The 16,027-nt window shown below is 71.8% G+C and carries 14 protein-coding genes; 2 read left to right on the forward strand and 12 right to left on the reverse strand.

Annotated features, from left to right (window positions below; all coding sequences use genetic code 11):
- Nucleotides 1-346: 346 nt before the first annotated feature.
- The 10 genes from ADL34_RS11135 to ADL34_RS36065 all read right to left on the reverse strand — a co-directional run bounded on the left by ADL34_RS11135 (nt 347) and on the right by ADL34_RS36065 (nt 11,101).
- The gene (locus ADL34_RS11135) at nt 347-670 is read right to left on the reverse strand and encodes an STAS domain-containing protein (protein ID WP_306299661.1); all 324 of its coding nucleotides are present in this window, start codon (nt 668-670) and stop codon (nt 347-349) included.
- 11 nt (nt 671-681) lie between these two features.
- Nucleotides 682-1,986 (reverse strand): PP2C family protein-serine/threonine phosphatase, encoded by a 1,305-nt coding sequence (locus tag ADL34_RS11140; RefSeq protein WP_062672348.1) that lies wholly within the window; start codon nt 1,984-1,986, stop codon nt 682-684.
- Nucleotides 1,986-2,789 carry an alpha/beta fold hydrolase gene (locus ADL34_RS11145; protein WP_062672346.1) on the reverse strand — a complete coding sequence of 268 codons (804 nt, stop codon included), beginning with the start codon at nt 2,787-2,789 and terminating at the stop codon, nt 1,986-1,988. The genes ADL34_RS11140 and ADL34_RS11145 overlap by 1 nt, the downstream gene beginning before the upstream one ends.
- 125 nt (nt 2,790-2,914) lie before the next feature.
- A complete protein-coding gene (locus tag ADL34_RS11150) occupies nt 2,915-3,598 on the reverse strand; it encodes a response regulator (protein WP_062672344.1) in 684 nt (227 codons plus the stop codon).
- The gene (locus tag ADL34_RS11155) at nt 3,595-6,174 is read right to left on the reverse strand and encodes a sensor histidine kinase (protein WP_062672342.1); all 2,580 of its coding nucleotides are present in this window, start codon (nt 6,172-6,174) and stop codon (nt 3,595-3,597) included. Before ADL34_RS11155 ends, ADL34_RS11150 begins: the two co-directional genes overlap by 4 nt.
- A 184-nt stretch (nt 6,175-6,358) precedes the next feature.
- Nucleotides 6,359-7,027: a potassium-transporting ATPase subunit C gene (locus ADL34_RS11160; RefSeq protein ID WP_107115732.1), complete on the reverse strand. Its 669-nt coding sequence runs from the start codon at nt 7,025-7,027 to the stop codon at nt 6,359-6,361.
- A 24-nt stretch (nt 7,028-7,051) separates the two neighbouring features.
- Nucleotides 7,052-9,187 (reverse strand): potassium-transporting ATPase subunit KdpB, encoded by a 2,136-nt coding sequence (gene kdpB / locus ADL34_RS11165; protein ID WP_199835554.1) that lies wholly within the window; start codon nt 9,185-9,187, stop codon nt 7,052-7,054.
- Nucleotides 9,184-10,848 carry a potassium-transporting ATPase subunit KdpA gene (gene kdpA, locus ADL34_RS11170; protein WP_062672338.1) on the reverse strand — a complete coding sequence of 555 codons (1,665 nt, stop codon included), beginning with the start codon at nt 10,846-10,848 and terminating at the stop codon, nt 9,184-9,186. The genes kdpB and kdpA overlap by 4 nt, the downstream gene beginning before the upstream one ends.
- Before the next feature lie 8 nt (nt 10,849-10,856).
- Nucleotides 10,857-10,946: a K(+)-transporting ATPase subunit F gene (kdpF, locus tag ADL34_RS11175; protein ID WP_062672337.1), complete on the reverse strand. Its 90-nt coding sequence runs from the start codon at nt 10,944-10,946 to the stop codon at nt 10,857-10,859.
- Nucleotides 10,943-11,101 carry a hypothetical protein gene (locus ADL34_RS36065; protein WP_159038911.1) on the reverse strand — a complete coding sequence of 53 codons (159 nt, stop codon included), beginning with the start codon at nt 11,099-11,101 and terminating at the stop codon, nt 10,943-10,945. Before ADL34_RS36065 ends, kdpF begins: the two co-directional genes overlap by 4 nt.
- A gap of 89 nt (nt 11,102-11,190) precedes the next feature.
- Between ADL34_RS36065 and ADL34_RS11180 the strand changes: the two genes are divergently transcribed.
- Complete coding sequence (locus ADL34_RS11180) at nt 11,191-12,393, forward strand: bifunctional class I SAM-dependent methyltransferase/NUDIX hydrolase (protein WP_062672334.1); 1,203 nt, start codon at nt 11,191-11,193, stop codon at nt 12,391-12,393.
- Between the two features lie 12 nt (nt 12,394-12,405).
- Here ADL34_RS11180 and ADL34_RS11185 read toward each other — a convergent pair whose 3' ends face one another.
- Nucleotides 12,406-13,113, reverse strand: a complete 708-nt coding sequence (locus ADL34_RS11185; RefSeq protein ID WP_062672691.1) for an FAD binding domain-containing protein — start codon at nt 13,111-13,113, stop codon at nt 12,406-12,408.
- A 257-nt stretch (nt 13,114-13,370) separates the two neighbouring features.
- Nucleotides 13,371-14,213 (reverse strand): GntR family transcriptional regulator, encoded by an 843-nt coding sequence (locus tag ADL34_RS11190; RefSeq protein ID WP_062672332.1) that lies wholly within the window; start codon nt 14,211-14,213, stop codon nt 13,371-13,373.
- 260 nt (nt 14,214-14,473) lie between these two features.
- On the opposite strand from ADL34_RS11190, the gene ADL34_RS11195 reads away from it, so the two are divergent.
- A complete protein-coding gene (locus ADL34_RS11195) occupies nt 14,474-16,006 on the forward strand; it encodes a beta-N-acetylhexosaminidase (RefSeq protein WP_062672330.1) in 1,533 nt (510 codons plus the stop codon).
- Nucleotides 16,007-16,027 lie beyond the last annotated feature (21 nt).

Here is a 16,027-nt window from a genome sequence, read left to right on the forward strand (position 1 = left end):
TCCCCCTCAGAGACCGGTCGTCGACGCATCCGTCGCGTCAAATAGTGAGGTATCTGTGGAGCTTTCGTGCTCTTGCTGCGGAATCTGACGGAAAAACGCAGGTCGCCGGGAGCCGTCGACGGGGCCGGTCCGTGTGCTCGGCCCTTCGCGGCGGGTGCCGGCCGGAGGCCCGGCGATCTCTTCGCCGCAGGTCGGGGAGGCGGAGGCGGGTCCGTGGGGCAGGTGGGACGAACCGGTGCGACTGCCACTGGTCTGTACCGGTCCGGCGCGGGGACACGCGCCGGTTTCTGGTCATCTTTGATGACCGGTCCTACCGCGCGGACGTCCGGAACGCGGCGTTCCGAGGTCAGGCGCCGGTGGCGACCTCGCTGTCGGGATGGATGGTGAGGACCTGGTCCAGCCCGACGATGCTCAGGATGCGCAGCGTGTTGGCCGGTACGGCGGCCAGCACCAGCTGCCCTCCGCCGGACTGCGCATGATGATGTGCGGCGATCAGGGCGGTGATGCCGCTGGAGTCGCAGAAGTCCAGGGCGCCCAGGTCGACGACGAGGCGCTGGCCGGGGCGGACCGTGATCGTCGGGAGGAGGTCGCGGAACTGCCCGGCGTTCAGGTAGTCCAGGTCTCCGGCGACCTCCAGGACCGGTCCGGACGCGGTGTCTCGGGTGCTCATCTTCAGTGCGTTCATCGTGTGCTGCTCGTCCGGTCTTCGCTCGTCTGGTCGTCGGAGGAGGGGACGCCGATCGCGAGAAGGGCGGTGTCGTCGTCGAGGCCGTCCCCGAACCCCGTCAGCAGGCCGCCGAGGGCCTCGATGACCGCGTGCGGGGGTCTGCCGGCCTGGGTCGCGGCGAAGGCCAGGAGTGCCTCGTCACCGTAGAGGCTGGTGCGGTCCTTGCCGGTGCGGGCCTCGGTGAGCCCGTCGGTGTAGAGCAGCAGGGTGTCGCCGGGGCCGAGGGTGGTGCTCGCGTCGGTGAAGGGCGCGGCGGGCAGGACGCCGACGAGCAGCCCGCCCGGCGTGGGCAGGTACGCGGCGGTGCCGTCGGCGCGCAGCACCACCGCGGGCGGGTGGCCGCCGGAGGCGAGGTGGACGGTGAGGCGCCCGGCGTCCGGGTCGGGGTCGATGGTGCCGAAGACGGCCGTGCAGTAGCGCGGGTCGCCGCCGGCCGAGTAGCGCTCGTGCAGCACCTTGTTGAGGGTCGTCAGGGCCGAGACCGGGTCCGGGTCGTGCAGGGCGGCGGCCCGCAGGGTGTAGCGGGTCAGCGAGGTGAGGGCCGCGGCCTGCGGGCCCTTGCCGCACACGTCTCCGAGGAAGAACCCGAAGCGCTTGCCGTCCAGCGGGAAGACGTCGTAGAAGTCGCCGCCCAGCCGGTCCGGGGAGGCGGTGTGGTAGTGGGCGGCCGCCTCCGCCCCGGGCAGCTCCGGCAGCGTGTCGGGGAGCAGGGACTGCTGGAGTACGGCGAACGTGTCCTGCAGCCGGGCCCGGTCCGCCTCGGCCTGGCGGCGTGCCTCCTCGGCGGACTGCTGCCGGCGCAGCAGCTCCTCCTCGTAGGCGCGCCGGTCGCGGGCGTCGAAGACGGTGGTGCGGATCAGCAGGGGCTCACCGGTGGTGCCGTGCTTGACGACGGAGGACACCAGGACGGGCATCCGCCCGCCGCCGGCCTGCTTGATCTCCAGGGCGATACCGCTGATCTGGCCCTGCATGCGCAGCAGCGGCGCGAAGTGCGTCTCGTGGTAGAGCTTGCCGCCGACGGTCAGCAGGTCGGTGAAGCGCAGGCGGCCCACCACATCCGACCGGGCCAGGCCGAGCCAGCCCAGCAGCGTGCTGTTGATCTTGGCGATCGTCCCGTCCATGAGCGTGGACAGGTAGCCGCACGGTGCGCTCTCGTACAAGTCCTCGGCACTGTCCTCCAGCAGGGCGGCGAAGGCGGCCTGCGCCGTCTTGTCGTCGTCGGCGTCGTGCGGGTCGGAGTACTGCCCGGCCCGGGCCATCATTTTAGTCCGGCCAGGAACTCGGTGAGGGCCTCGTTGGTGGCCTCGGGAGCGGACAGGTGGGGGCAGTGCCCGGTGGCGTCCAGGGTCACCAGCGTGGAGCCGGGGATCGAACGGTTCACGTACGCGCCGACCTCACGGGGGGCGATCACGTCCTGGGTGCAGTCCAGCACGAGGGTGGGCACCCGCACCCGCTTCAGGTCCTCGCGCGAGTCGGACAGGAACGTGGTGCGGGCGAAGACGCGGGCCATGTCGGGGTCGGTGGCGCAGAAGCTGTTGCGCAGTTCGTCGCCGAGTTCGGGGCGGTCGGCGTTGCCCATGATCACCGGAGCCATCGCCGCCGACCAGCCGAGGTAATTGGACTCCAGGGAGCCCAGCAGCTCCTCGATGTCGTCCGCGCCGAAGCCGCCGCGGTAGCCGTCGTCGTCGATGTAGCGCGGGGAGGGCGCGACCATCACCAGGGCGCCGATGCGTTCCGGGGCGCGGTCGGCGGCGAGGACGCCGATCATCGCGCTGACGGAGTGCCCGACGAAGACCGCGTCGCGCAGGTCGAGCGCCTCGCAGACCTCCACGACGTCCTGGGCGTAGCCGTCCAGGGACGCGTAGCGGTCCTCGGAGAACGCGGACGCGTCGGAGCGTCCCGCCCCGACGTAGTCGAAGAGCACCACGCGGTGGTCGTCCGCGAGGGCGGGCACGGTCAGCCGCCACATGTTCTGGTCGCAGCCGAACCCGTGGGCCAGCACCACGGTGCGCCCCTGCGGATTGCCGGTGACGGTGACATTGTTCCTGCGGACTACATCCATACCAGCCAGTCTCTCAGCTCACCCCGCGGGCATATGACACGGGTCCGTGCCGGAGGGCCGTGGCCTGGCCGGGCCGCCCACGGGCGGCTGGACGGGGCGACGGCCGGGTCGTCTTCCTCCCCGTCTCATTTCTCGAAGCGGTACCCCATTCCGGGCTCCGTGATGAAGTGCCTCGGATGCGACGGGTCCGCCTCCAGCTTCCGGCGCAGCTGGGCCATGTAGACACGGAGGTAGTTCGTCTCCTTTCCGTACGACGGCCCCCAGACCTCCTGGAGGAGCTGCTTCTGGCTGACCAGACGACCGGTGTTGCGCACGAGCACTTCCACCAGCTGCCACTCGGTGGGCGTGAGCCGGACGTCCGCACCGCCGCGGTGGACCTTCTTGGCGGCCAGATCCACGATGAACGTGGCGGTCTCCACGACGACGCCCTCCTCGCCGCTGCCGGTGGGTTCGGCGCGGCGGACCGCCGCCCTCAGCCGGGCGAGCAGCTCGTCCATGCCGAAGGGCTTGGTGACGTAGTCGTCGGCGCCCGCGTCGAGCGCCTCGACCTTCTCGTCGGAGGTGTGCCGGGCGGACAGCACGATGATCGGCACGCGGGTCCAGCCGCGCAGGCCCTTGATCACCTCGACGCCGTCCATGTCCGGCAGTCCCAGGTCGAGGAGCACCACGTCGGGATGGCGGGCGGCAGCGAGCTGAAGTGCGGTGGCGCCGTCGTGGGCCGCGTCGACGTGGTATTTGCGCGCCTTGAGGTTGATCACGAGCGCGCGCACGATCTGTGGCTCGTCCTCTACCACGAGCACCCGGGTCATGGAGTCCGCCTCTCGGTGTGTACGGGGTGTTCCGCAGGTACGGTCCGGGCCGCGGCGGGCTGGGGACGCTCGGTGCCCGCCCCTCCCGCCCGCAGGGTGAGGACCATCGTGAGGCCGCCGCCGGGGGTGTCCTCGGCGGTGAGGGTGCCGCCCATGGCCTCGGTGAAGCCGCGGGCGACCGCGAGGCCGAGCCCGACTCCGTTGCCGCGCGGGGCGTCGCCGTGGCGCTGGAAGGGCGCGAAGATGCGCTCCTTGGCCTCGTCGGGGACCCCGGGACCGCGGTCCACCACCCGGACCTCCACCACCTCGCCCAGGGCGCTGGCCGAAACCAGGACGGGCTCACCCGCGGGACTGTACTTGACGGCGTTCTCGACGACGTTGGCGACGACCCGCTCGAGCAGGCCCTTGTCGGTGGCGACCATGGGCAGACTCTCCGGCACGTCCAGGACGACGGCCGACTCGGGGTCCGGTATGCCGCCCATCGCCATGGGGACCACCTCGTCCAGGTCGATGTCCCGGATCAGCGGGGTGACGGTGCCGGTCTGCAGGCGCGACATGTCCAGGAGATTGCCCACCAGGTGGTCGAGCCGGTCGGCGCCCTCCTCGATGGCGGCCAGCAGCTCCGCCCGGTCCTCCTCGGACCACTCCACGTCGTCCGAGCGCAGGGACGACACCGACGCCTTGATCCCGGCGAGCGGTGTGCGCAGGTCGTGGCTGACGGCGGCCAGCAGCGCGGTGCGGATCCGGTTGCCCTCGGCCAGCACTTTGGCCCGCTCCGCCTCCTGCCGCAGGCGCCGGCGGTCCAGGACGACGGCGGCCTGGGCCGCGAACGCGGCCAGCACCCGGCGGTCGGAGGCGGGCAGCACCCGCCCGGACAGCGCGAGCGCCATGTGGTCGCCGACGGGCATGTCGACGTCCGCGTCCTCGGGGCTCCCGGCGGGACGCGGCCCCGCACTGCCCGCACAGGTCCAGGGATCGACGTCGCTCCGCCGCTCCAGCAGGGCCGCCGACTCCATGCCGAAGGTCTCCCGGACGCGCTCCAGCAGCGCCTCCAGGCTGGTCTCGCCGCGCAGCACGCTGCCGGCCAGGTAGGACAGGATCTCCGACTCGGCACGCAGCCGGGCGGCCTGCTGGGTGCGCCGGGCGGCCAGGTCCACCACCGACGCCACCGACACCGCGACGCCGACGAAGATGACGATGGCGACGATGTTCTTCGGGTCGGCGATCGTGAGCGTGTGGAAGGGCGGGGTGAAGAACCAGTTGAGCAGTGCGGAGCCCACCGCCGCCGAGGCCAGTGCCGGGTACAGGCCGCCGAGCAGGGCCGCCGCCACGGTCAGCGTCAGGAACAGCAGCACGTCGTTGGCCAGGCCGGCGTCGGACACCATGAGCAGAAGGGTGAGCAGGACGGGTCCCACGACACCGGCGAGCCAGCCCCACAGGACCCGTGTCCTGCCCAGCCGCGCTCCCCGCGCCACCGGCAGTCCGCGCCCCTTGCCCGCCTCGCCGTGCGTGATCAGGTGCACGTCCAGGTCCGGGCCCGAGTCCCGGGCCACCGTCGCGCCCACGCCCGGCCCGAACACGTACTGCCAGCTCCTGCGGCGCGAGACACCCAGCACGATCTGGGTGGCGTTCACCCCCCGCGCGAAGTCCAGCAGGGCCACCGGGACGTCCTCACCCACCACATGGTGGAAGGTGCCGCCCAGGTCCTCCACCAGGGTGCGCTGGACGGCCAGCTCCTTGGGCGAGGCCGAGGTCAGCCCGTCGCTGCGCGCGACGTAGACGGCCAGCACCTCGCCGCCCGCGCCCTTCTCCGCCAGACGGACCGCCCGCCGGATGAGCGTGCGGCCCTCGGGACCACCGGTCAGGCCGACCACGATGCGTTCGCGCGAGCCCCAGATCCTCGACACCCGGTGCTCGCTGCGGTACCGCGTCAGGTACTCGTCGACCCGGTCGGCCACCCACAGCAGGGCCAGCTCCCGCAGGGCGGTGAGATTGCCGGGCCGGAAGTAGTGGGACAGCGCCGCATCCACCTTGTCCGGCTTGTAGACGTTGCCGTGAGCCATCCGCCGCCGCAGCGCCTGCGGCGGCATGTCGACCAGCTCGATCTCGTCCGCGCGCCGGACCACTTCGTCCGGGACGGTCTCGCGCTGCCGCACTCCTGTGATCGACTCCACCACATCGCCGAGGGACTCCAGATGCTGGATGTTCACCGTCGATATCACGTCGACACCGGCCGCCAGCAGTTCCTCCACGTCCTGCCAGCGCTTGGCGTTGCGCGCACCGGGCACGTTGGTGTGGGCGAGCTCGTCCACCAGCGCCACCTGCGGATGCCGCGCCAGGACCGCGTCGACGTCCATCTCGGTGAAGAGCGTGCCGCGGTACTCCAGCTCCCGGCGCGGGATCTTCTCCAGACCGCGCAGCATGACCTCGGTGCGGGGCCGCTCGTGGTGCTCCACGAAGGCCACCACGCAGTCGGTGCCGCGTTCGGTCCGGCGGTGTGCCTCGGCGAGCATCGCGTACGTCTTGCCGACGCCCGGGGCCGCACCGAGGTAGATCCTGAGCTTGCCGCGTGCCATGTTCTCGTCTCTGCTCTCGTCGGCTCTCGTGTGCGGTTCCGGCAGGGGTCGGGGACGGGCTCACGCCTCGGAGCGGTGGCCCGTCCCCGGACGGATGCCGTGGTGGCGGACGTGGGAGCGCCCTTCTCCAGTGTGCGGTGGAGCCGGGTCGGGCGGACCCGTCAGCTCTTCGCCGGCGGACCCGTCAGCTCTTCGTCAGGAGTTCCCTGAGCGCGATGTTGAGTGCGAGGACGTTCACCCGGGGCTCGCCCATGAAGCCGAGCGTGCGGCCCTCGGTGTGCTCGTCCACCAGCTTTTCCACCCGGGCCACGGGCAGGCCGTTCTTCCCGGCGACCCGGTGGACCTGGAGGTCGGCGTACTCGGGCGAGATGTCGGGATCCAGGCCGGAGCCGGAGGAGGTGACCGCGTCGGCGGGCACCTGGGACGGCTTCACCTTGTGGGTGCCCGTGGAGTTGTCCTCGACGACGGCGGCCTTGGCGTCCTTCACCCACTGGATGAGCTCCTCGTCGTCCCCGGACCGGTTGGTCGCGCCGGACAGGACAAGCTTGTACCGGGTGTTGACGCTGTTGGAACCGAGACCGTTCTGCGGGCGGCCCTGGAACCACTTCAGGTCAGGCTCCGGTGTCTCCTGGCCCTTCTTCAGCGGCAGGTTGTACGCCTGGCCGATGAGGGACGATCCGACGACGCGGCCGTCCGCCTTCACCTCGGAGCCGTTCGCCCGGTCGTGGAACAGTCCCTGCGCGATGCCGGTGACGACCAGCGGATAGAGGACACCGGTCACCAGGGTCAGCGCGAGGAGGGCGCGCAGGCCCGCTCCGAGCAGCCGGGCGGTGTTCGATACGGAGTTGTTCATGGCCTTCAGCACGCTTTCCAGAAGTTACAGCCCGGGGATGAGGGAGACGAGCAGGTCGATGACCTTGATGCCGATGAACGGAGCGACGAGTCCGCCGAGGCCGTAGATCGTCAGATTGCGCCGCAGCAGCCGGTCGGCGCCGCCCGGCCGGTAGCGCACGCCCTTCAGCGACAGCGGCACCAGCGCGACGATGATCAGCGCGTTGAAGACAACGGCCGACACGATGGCGGAGTCGGGCGAGGACAGGCCCATGACGTTGAGCTTGTCCAGGCCGGGGTACACCGCCGCGAACAGCGCCGGGATGATCGCGAAGTACTTCGCGACATCGTTGGCGAGGGAGAACGTCGTCAGCGCACCGCGCGTGATCAGGAGCTGCTTGCCGATCTCCACGATCTCGATGAGCTTGGTCGGGTCGGAGTCGAGGTCGACCATGTTGCCGGCCTCCTTGGCGGCCGACGTACCGGTGTTCATCGCCACGCCCACGTCCGCCTGCGCCAGCGCGGGGGCGTCGTTGGTGCCGTCCCCGGTCATGGCGACGAGCTTCCCGCCGGCCTGCTCCCGCTTGATCAGCGCCATCTTGTCCTCGGGGGTCGCCTCCGCGAGGAAGTCGTCGACGCCCGCCTCCTTTGCGATCGCCCTCGCGGTCAGCGGGTTGTCACCCGTGATCATGACGGTCCTGATGCCCATGCGGCGCAGTTCCGCGAACCGCTCCCGCATACCGTCCTTGACCACGTCCTTCAGGTGGACGACGCCGAGGACGCGGGCGCCGCCGCCGTCCTCCACGGCGACCAGCAACGGCGTACCGCCCGCCTCGGAGATACGCCTGGCCAGCGGTTCGGCGTCCTCGGCGACCGTCCCGCCCCGTTCCTGGACCCAGGCGACGACCGAACCGGCCGCGCCCTTGCGGACCTTCCGTCCACCGACGTCCACGCCCGACATCCGGGTCCGGGCCGTGAACTCGATCCATTCGGCGTGCGTCAGCTCGCCCCGGTGGCGTGCGGGACGGCCGTACCGCTCCCTGGCGAGGACCACGATGGAGCGGCCCTCGGGGGTCTCGTCGGCCAGCGACGACAGCTGGGCGGCCTCCGCGACCTGGGCCTCGGTGGTCCCGCGCACCGGCACGAACTCGGCGGCCTGCCGGTTGCCGAGGGTGATGGTGCCGGTCTTGTCCAGCAGCAGTGTCGACACGTCGCCCGCCGCCTCCACGGCCCGTCCGGACATGGCCAGCACATTGCGCTGCACCAGCCGGTCCATGCCCGCGATGCCGATCGCCGACAGCAGCGCGCCGATCGTCGTCGGGATGAGGCACACCAGCAGCGCCACCAGCACGACCATCGTCAGATGGGTGCCCGCGTAGTCCGCGAACGGCGGCAGGGTCGCCACCGCGAGCAGGAAGACGATCGTCAGCGATGCCAGGAGGATGTTCAGCGCGATCTCGTTGGGCGTCTTCTGCCGGGCCGCGCCCTCGACCAGGTCGATCATCCGGTCGATGAACGTCTCGCCGGGCTTCGTCGTGATCCTGACGACGATCCGGTCGGACAGCACCTTCGTACCGCCGGTCACGGCGCTGCGGTCGCCGCCGGACTCGCGGATGACCGGAGCCGACTCACCGGTGACCGCCGACTCGTCGACGGACGCGACACCCTCGACGACGTCGCCGTCGCCGGGGATGACGTCGCCGGCCTCGCAGACCACGCGGTCGCCGATCCTCAGATCCGTGCCGGGGACCTGTTCCTGTGAGCCGTCCGCGAGGAGCCGCCTGGCCACGGTGCCGGTCCTGGCCTTGCGCAGGGTGTCGGCCTGCGCCTTGCCGCGGCCCTCGGCGACGGCCTCCGCCAGGTTGGCGAAGACGACCGTCAGCCACAGCCAGGCGCTGATGGTCCAGCCGAACCAGTCCCCGGGGTCCCTGAAGGAGAAGAGGGTGGTCAGGAGGGAGCCGACCAGGACCACGAACATGACGGGCGACTTGATCATCACCCGCGGGTCGAGCTTGCGGAAGGCGTCCGGCAGGGAGGTGACGAGCTGCCGGGGATCGAAGAGGCCCGCGCCGACGCGGCCTTCGGAGATCTTGTGCTCCGTGGGCACGTCGCTGTGCGGCGCCCGGGTCGGAGTGGTGGCTGTGGACATCGTGTCCTCGTGCTCCTGTGTACGCGTGGTCATGCCGCCAGCCCTTCGGCGAGCGGGCCCAGCGCGAGCGCCGGGAAGTACGTCAGACCGGTGATGATCAGGATCGCGCCCACCAGCAGGCCGGTGAACAGCGGCTTCTCGGTGCGCAGGGTGCCCGCCGTCACCGGGATCGGCCTCTGCCCGGCGAGCGAGCCCGCCAGCGCCAGGACGAACACCATCGGCAGGAACCGGCCGAGCAGCATCGCGAGGCCGATCGTGGTGTTGAACCACTGGGTGTCCGCGTTCAGACCGGCGAAGGCGGAACCGTTGTTGTTGGCGCCCGAGCTGTAGGCGTAGAGGATCTCGGAGAAGCCGTGCGCTCCGGAGTTGGTCATCGAGTCGCCCGGCGTCGGGAGGGCCATCGCGGCAGCGGTGAGGACGAGCACCAGGGCCGGGGTGATCAGGATGTAGCAGGCGGCCAGCTTGATCTCGCGGGTGCCGATCTTCCTCCCCAGGTACTCCGGCGTACGGCCCACCATCAGACCCGCGACGAACACCGCGATGACGGCCATGATCAGCATGCCGTACAGGCCGGAGCCCACACCACCGGGCGCGATCTCGCCCAGCTGCATGCCCAGCAGCTGGATGCCGCCGCCGAAGCCGGTGAAGGAGGAGTGGAAGGAGTTGACCGCGCCGGTCGAGGTGAGGGTCGTGGCGACCGCCCAGATCGACGACGTACTGACGCCGAGACGCACCTCCTTGCCTTCCATGGCGCCGCCCGCGAGGTCGAAGGCGGGACCCGGGTGGGCGAACTCGGTCCACATCATCAGCGCGGTGAAGCCCAGCCAGATCGTGGCCATCGTGCCGAGGATCGCGTAACCCTGCCGCGGGGAACCGACCATCCGGCCGAAGGTCCGGGTCAGCGAGAACGGGATGACCAGGATCAGGAAGATCTCGAAGAGGTTGGAGAACGGGCTCGGGTTCTCGAACGGGTGGGCGGAGTTCGCGTTGAAGTAGCCGCCGCCGTTCGTGCCCAGCTCCTTGATGGCCTCCTGGGAGGCGAGCGCGCCGCCGTTCCACTGCTGCGGGCCGCCCGTGAACTGGCCGACCTCATGGATGCCGGAGAAGTTCTGGATCACACCGCACGCGACCAGCACGACCGCGGCGATCGCCGCGACGGGCAGCAGGATGCGGGTCACCCCGCGCACCATGTCGGACCAGAAGTTGCCCAGCTCACCGCTGCGCGAGCGCATGAAGCCCCGCACGAGCGCCACGGCGACGGCCATGCCGACGGCGGCGGAGACGAAGTTCTGCACCGCGAGTCCGGCGGTCTGCACGACGTGCCCCATGGCCTGCTCGCCGTAGTACGACTGCCAGTTGGTGTTCGACACGAAGGACGCCGCGGTGTTGAACGCCTGGTCAGGGTCGATGGACGAGAAGCCGAGCGAGCCCGGCAGCACGCCCTGCAGCCGCTGCAGCAGGTAGAGGAAGAGGACGCCGGCGGCGGAGAAGGCGAGCACACCGCGCAGGTAGGCGGGCCAGCGCATCTGTGTGCCGGGGTCGGCACCGATGCCCTTGTAGATCCACTTCTCCACGCGCCAGTGCCGGTCGGAGGAGTAGACCCTGGCCATGTGGTCGCCGAGGGGACGGTGGGCGAGCGCCAGTGCCGCGACGAGCGCGAGCAGTTGGAGCACGCCGGCGAGTACGGGACCCATGTCGGCTCTCAGAACCTCTCCGGGAAGATCAGGGCGAGGACGAGAAAGCCCAGCAGGGCGACGGCCACGATCAGGCCGACGACGTTCTCGGCGGTCACAGCTTCGTCACCCCCTTGGCGACGAGAGCCACCAGCGCGAACACCGCGATCGTGGTGACGACGAAGGCCACATCGGCCATCGCGAACTCCTGGATGAGAATCGGCGGTACATCGGACGATGCAAGGAAATCGCCGCGCCGGCCGGATCCGGCCACCGTTGACGGGTCCCTTACGGCGGCCGGGACATCTTTGACGCGTCTCTGACGCCGCCGCCCCAGCCGTTCGCCGTACCGGAGGTTCCTCGATGCCGCAGACCACCAGCTCGGACGACTCCCGATCGTGCCCCGGACACCCTTCCCCGGAGGCCGCGAACGCCGAGGCGTGGACGGTCTACGGCCGCCACCATCTGCGGCGTGCCACTCCCCTGCCGGAGGCCGAGCGGATCGACTGGGGATTGGCCGGGTCCGGGCCCGGGGACGCGCCGCTCGGCGACCTGGGCGGACTGCGGGTCCTGGACCTCGGCTGCGGAACGGCCCGGCACGCCGCCCACCTCGTGCGCGACGGGGGCGCGCGCGTGGACGCCGTGGACTCCTCCCCGTCACAGATCGAACGCGCCCGGGCCCGCTACGGCGGCCTGCCGGGGCTCACCCTCGTCTGCGCGGACGCCGTGGAGCACCTGCGCACGGCGGACCCGTACGACGTCGTCTACGCCGTCCACTCCTTCCCGTACGATCCGCACCGGCTGCTGCCCGAGCTGGCCAGGTCCCTCAGGCCCGGCGGCCGGCTCTGCTTCACCGTCCTGCACACGAACTCCGCCGGGCACGGCCCCGGCACCGAGGTGACCTCGCGGCCGGAGACCCTGCGCCTGGCCGGCGGCGGGGAGCTGACCGTACGGATGTGGGTGCTGACCACCGATGCCTGGACGGAGCTGCTGCGGACGTACGGGCTCGAGGTGGAGTCCGTGACGGTCCTGGACGCTCCGGAGGAGGGCAACCGAGCCTCCTACCGGCTCTTCCAGGCCCGTCGGCCGGCGCGCGTCACGTCCCGGCCCCGAAGCGCGCGCCCGCCCGTGCCGCACGCGGCCATCGGTGTCGGAGCCGTGTTGCTGGGTCCCCGGGGACTGCTCCTGGGCCGGCACAGGCGCGGCACCCTGGAACTGCCCGGCGGCACCGTGGAGCCCGGGGAGTCGCTGCAGGAGACGGTCGTCCGGGAGCTCGCCGAGGAGACCGGACTGGCCGCCGATCCGGCCGACGTCCGGCTGCTCGGCACCCTCGTCGACCAGGTCGGCGGAGTCGTACGGATGACCGTCGGCGCCGTCGTCACCGCGTGGCGGGGGACGCCGGCCGACCAGCCCGACGAATCCGTCGGCGACTGGCGCTGGTGGCCCCTGGACGCGCTGCCGCCCGGGCTGTTCGAGTGCAGCGCCCAGATCCTCACCGCCTGGCGGCCCGAGCTGCCCGTCGATCACGCGCCCGCCCACTTCACCCCGTTCGCGGACGGGCTCTGAGGGAACTCGGCGTCACCCGGTCAGGGCGGTGACCTGTGCACGGATCACGTCCCAGGCGGGGGCCGGGAGGTCGTCCAGGGCCGTGGCCCGCAGCTCGTCCAGGGTCTGCCCGGGGTCGTCCCACACGGTGGCCTCCGCGTCGACCACCTCGTAGCCGTCGCGGACGGCCACGCGTACGGCGACCCGGCCGTCGTCCCCCGCGTGCGTGGCCGAGGCGACGACCAGCGGCGGCTCTCCGCCCGGCGCGCCGTCCAGTTTCCGGAAGGTGCTGGCGAGCGGGGAGCGCCAGCTGAGGCTGAGCAGCAGCGGACGCTTGGCCACCAGCTCGGAGAGGTCCGTCTCGCGGACGCCGTCGCTCTCCAGCACGGTCGCCCGGGCGTCCAGGACGAGGGCGGCGGGGAGCAGACAGCGCAGGGTGCTGCCGACGACGTTGCCGCCGACGGTCGCGCTGCGGCGGACCGCCCCCGTGCCCACGCCGCCGGCGGCCAGCCGCAGGACGTCCGGGACGCGGTCGTCCATCCGGGCGAGGACCACGGCGGCGCCGACGGCGTCGCGCTCGAGGACGTTGGCCTCGGGCACCTCCCGCAGCGACATCGCGGTGTCGGGGAATCCGTCCCGTTGCCAGGTGGCCCACAGCAGCGTGGCTCCGCCGATCGGCACCGCCCCCTCCGCCAGACACTCCCGCGCTTCGGCCACAGACGTGGGCAGACGCAACAGCACCGTGACCACCCTGCCTCTCTCGAGATCCGGATCGGGACCGCGGACGGCTGGTTCCGGCCAACCGCCCCGCCGGTAAGACAATCTCCAGAAAGGGGGGCGCGTACAGGGCTCACACGCGCACGCGGTCCGTTCGGCTCCTTGCCGCGTCGGTCAGGAAGGCACCGAGGCCGGCGAGGCCGGCGAGGGCCATCGTGCTGCCCCATTCGGGCATGTCGCGCCTTCATCGGTCCCCCGCGCGGCGGCCTCCGGGGCCCGGTCTACCGTTCGTCGTGCACGTCCCCCTGCGCGGTGACGACGACCGCCTCGCGCGGCGGGAAGGCGCCGGGCGGGATGCCGGGGATGGGACCCGTCGGTGCCGTGTGCTCGTCGGGGGCGGGCACGCCCAGGGTGAGCCGGGTGACGATGCGGTAGCGGTCGCCCCGGTAGAGGGAGTGGACGTACTCGACGGCCCGGCCGTCCGTGTCGTAGGTGAGGCGCTCGAAGAGGAGGGCGGGCGACAGGTGCGGGACGCCGAGGATCTTCGCCTCCGCCTGGCTGACCACGGTCGGCTCCATGGTCTGCACGGCCTCGCTCACCCGGACCCCGTGGCGGTCGTGCAGATGCTCGTACAGGTCGCCGGCCTCCAGCTCGCGTTCGGTGAGCGCGGGCACCAGGCCGGCCGGGATGTGCAGGTGCTCGATGGCCATGGGGGCGCCGTCGACCAGGCGCAGCCGGGCCACGTAGACGACCTCGGCGGCGGGTGACAGGCGCAGCTTGCGGCCGACGCGGGCGCCGGCTGCGATGGTGGTGAACTCCAGCAGACGGCTGGTCCAGGCGCCGGAGGCGCGGGGAACGGCCATGGTGCGGTGGTCGGGCACCAGTTCCTGGGTGATCTTCTCCGGTGCCACGAACATGCCGCGCCCGTGCTCGCGCACCAGCAGCCCGGCGGCGACGAGTTCGTCCACGGCGACGCGCAGCGTCGGACGGGACACGTGGAGCGCGGCGCACAGCGTCCGCTCCGAGGGGATGGCGTCGCCGGGGCGCAGCGACTCCATGAGCCCGAGGATGTGGTCGCGGACGCGCTCCCGCTTGAGCACCGCCCCCGGATCGCCCGCCTTCATGCCGCCGCCCCCACCCACACTCGCACTCGCACTCGCTCAGCACACCTGACCAGTTCACCCACTGGTCAGACGCAGTGTAGCCATCAAGTCGCCTCAGCAGCAGGGCCATACGGGATTCGGAGCGCCAACAAAGGGGCTTGCGTGGAGGGTTGACGCCTCAATTGGTCTATGCCACCTTCATCGACCAGTGAGAGGTCACCTCACCAGTGGCCCAACTGGTCAAGTCGCTCGGCACACGTCCACCGAGACGGGAGACACCCGTGCCCGCACCCACGCCTCCGGCGCTGCCGCTGCTCCCCCGCCCCACCCGGGCCCACGCCCGCGGCGGCCGTTTCACCCTGGACGCCGGCACCGGCGTACGCGTCGGGGACGGCGCCGCACCCGCCGCCCGCCTGCTGCGCGAGCTGCTCGCCCCCGCCACCGGACTCCCGCTGCCCCACTCCGAGGACGGCGCGGTCGTCCTGACGCTCGACCCCGCGCTCACCGGACTCGGCGACGAGGGCTACGGGCTGACGGTGGGGCCCCGCTCGGTGCTGCTTCGCGCGGCACGGCCCACCGGACTGCTGCGCGGCGTGCAGACGATCCGTCAGCTCCTGCCCGTCGAAGCCCTGTCGGAGTCACCCCGGGCCGGAGTGCGCTGGTCGCTGCCGTGCGCCGAGATCACCGACGTCCCGCGCCACCGGTGGCGCGGCGCGATGCTCGACGTGGCCCGGCACTTCCAGCCGGTGGAGTACCTCCGCCGCTACGTCGACCTGCTCGCCCTGCACAAGATCAACGTCTTCCACCTGCATCTCACCGACGACCAGGGCTGGCGGATGCCGGTGCCGGCGTACCCCAAGCTCACCGAGATCGGCGGGCACCGGTCCCGTTCCCCGGTCGGCGTCGAGGGGGACACCTACGACGACGTGCCGCACGGCGGCGTGTACACCCGGGCCGAACTCACGGGCCTCGTGGGGTACGCGGCGGCCCGTGGCGTCACCGTGGTGCCCGAGATCGAGATGCCGGGGCACGTCCGGGCCGCCCTGGCCGCCTACCCGCACCTGGGCAACCGGCCCGGCCGGAGCCTGGACGTGTGGACCCGGTGGGGGGTCTGCGACACCGTCCTCGGCGTGCACGACGAGGTGTTCGACTTCTGCCACACCGTGCTGGACGAGGTCATGGACGTCTTCCCCTCCCCCTACGTCCACATCGGCGGCGACGAGGTGCCCGTCACCGAGTGGGCGGAGAGCCCGGAGGCCGCCGCCCGTGTGCGCGAGGCGGGCCTGGAAGGGCCCGGCGCGCTGCACGGCTGGTTCCTCGCCCGCGTCGGCGCGTTCCTGGTCCGCAACGGACGCCGCCCGGTCGCCTGGGCCGAGACCGGCGGCGAACTGCCGGACCACTTCACGGTGATGGCCTGGCGCGACCCGGCGCACGCCCTCGCCGCCGCGCGGCGCGGTCTCGACGTGATCAATGCCGACCACCGGCGCACCTATCTCGACCACCCCCAGCGCGGCGGGGCGCAGGAGCTTCCCGCCCAGCCCGGAGCCGTCGTCACGCTCCGGGACGTCCACGCCCACGACCCGGTCCCCGAGGAGGCCGCCCCGGAGGCCGCCGCCCACGTCCTCGGCGCGCAGGCCCAGGTGTGGACGGAGTACGCGACGACCCCCGCGCGCCTGGAGTACCTCACCTACCCCCGGTTGTGCGCCCTCGCGGACCGCACCTGGAGCGGACCCACCCCCTGGCGGGAGTTCCGCTCACGTCTCGACCGGCACCTGCCGCGCCTCGACGCGCTCGGCGTGCCCCGCCACCCCTGAAGCCGCACCCCACAGCACGGC

Origin of the sequence: Streptomyces sp. NRRL WC-3605 (assembly GCF_001509795.1) — a bacterium.
GTDB classification, from domain to species: Bacteria; Actinomycetota; Actinomycetes; order Streptomycetales; family Streptomycetaceae; genus Streptomyces; species Streptomyces viridochromogenes.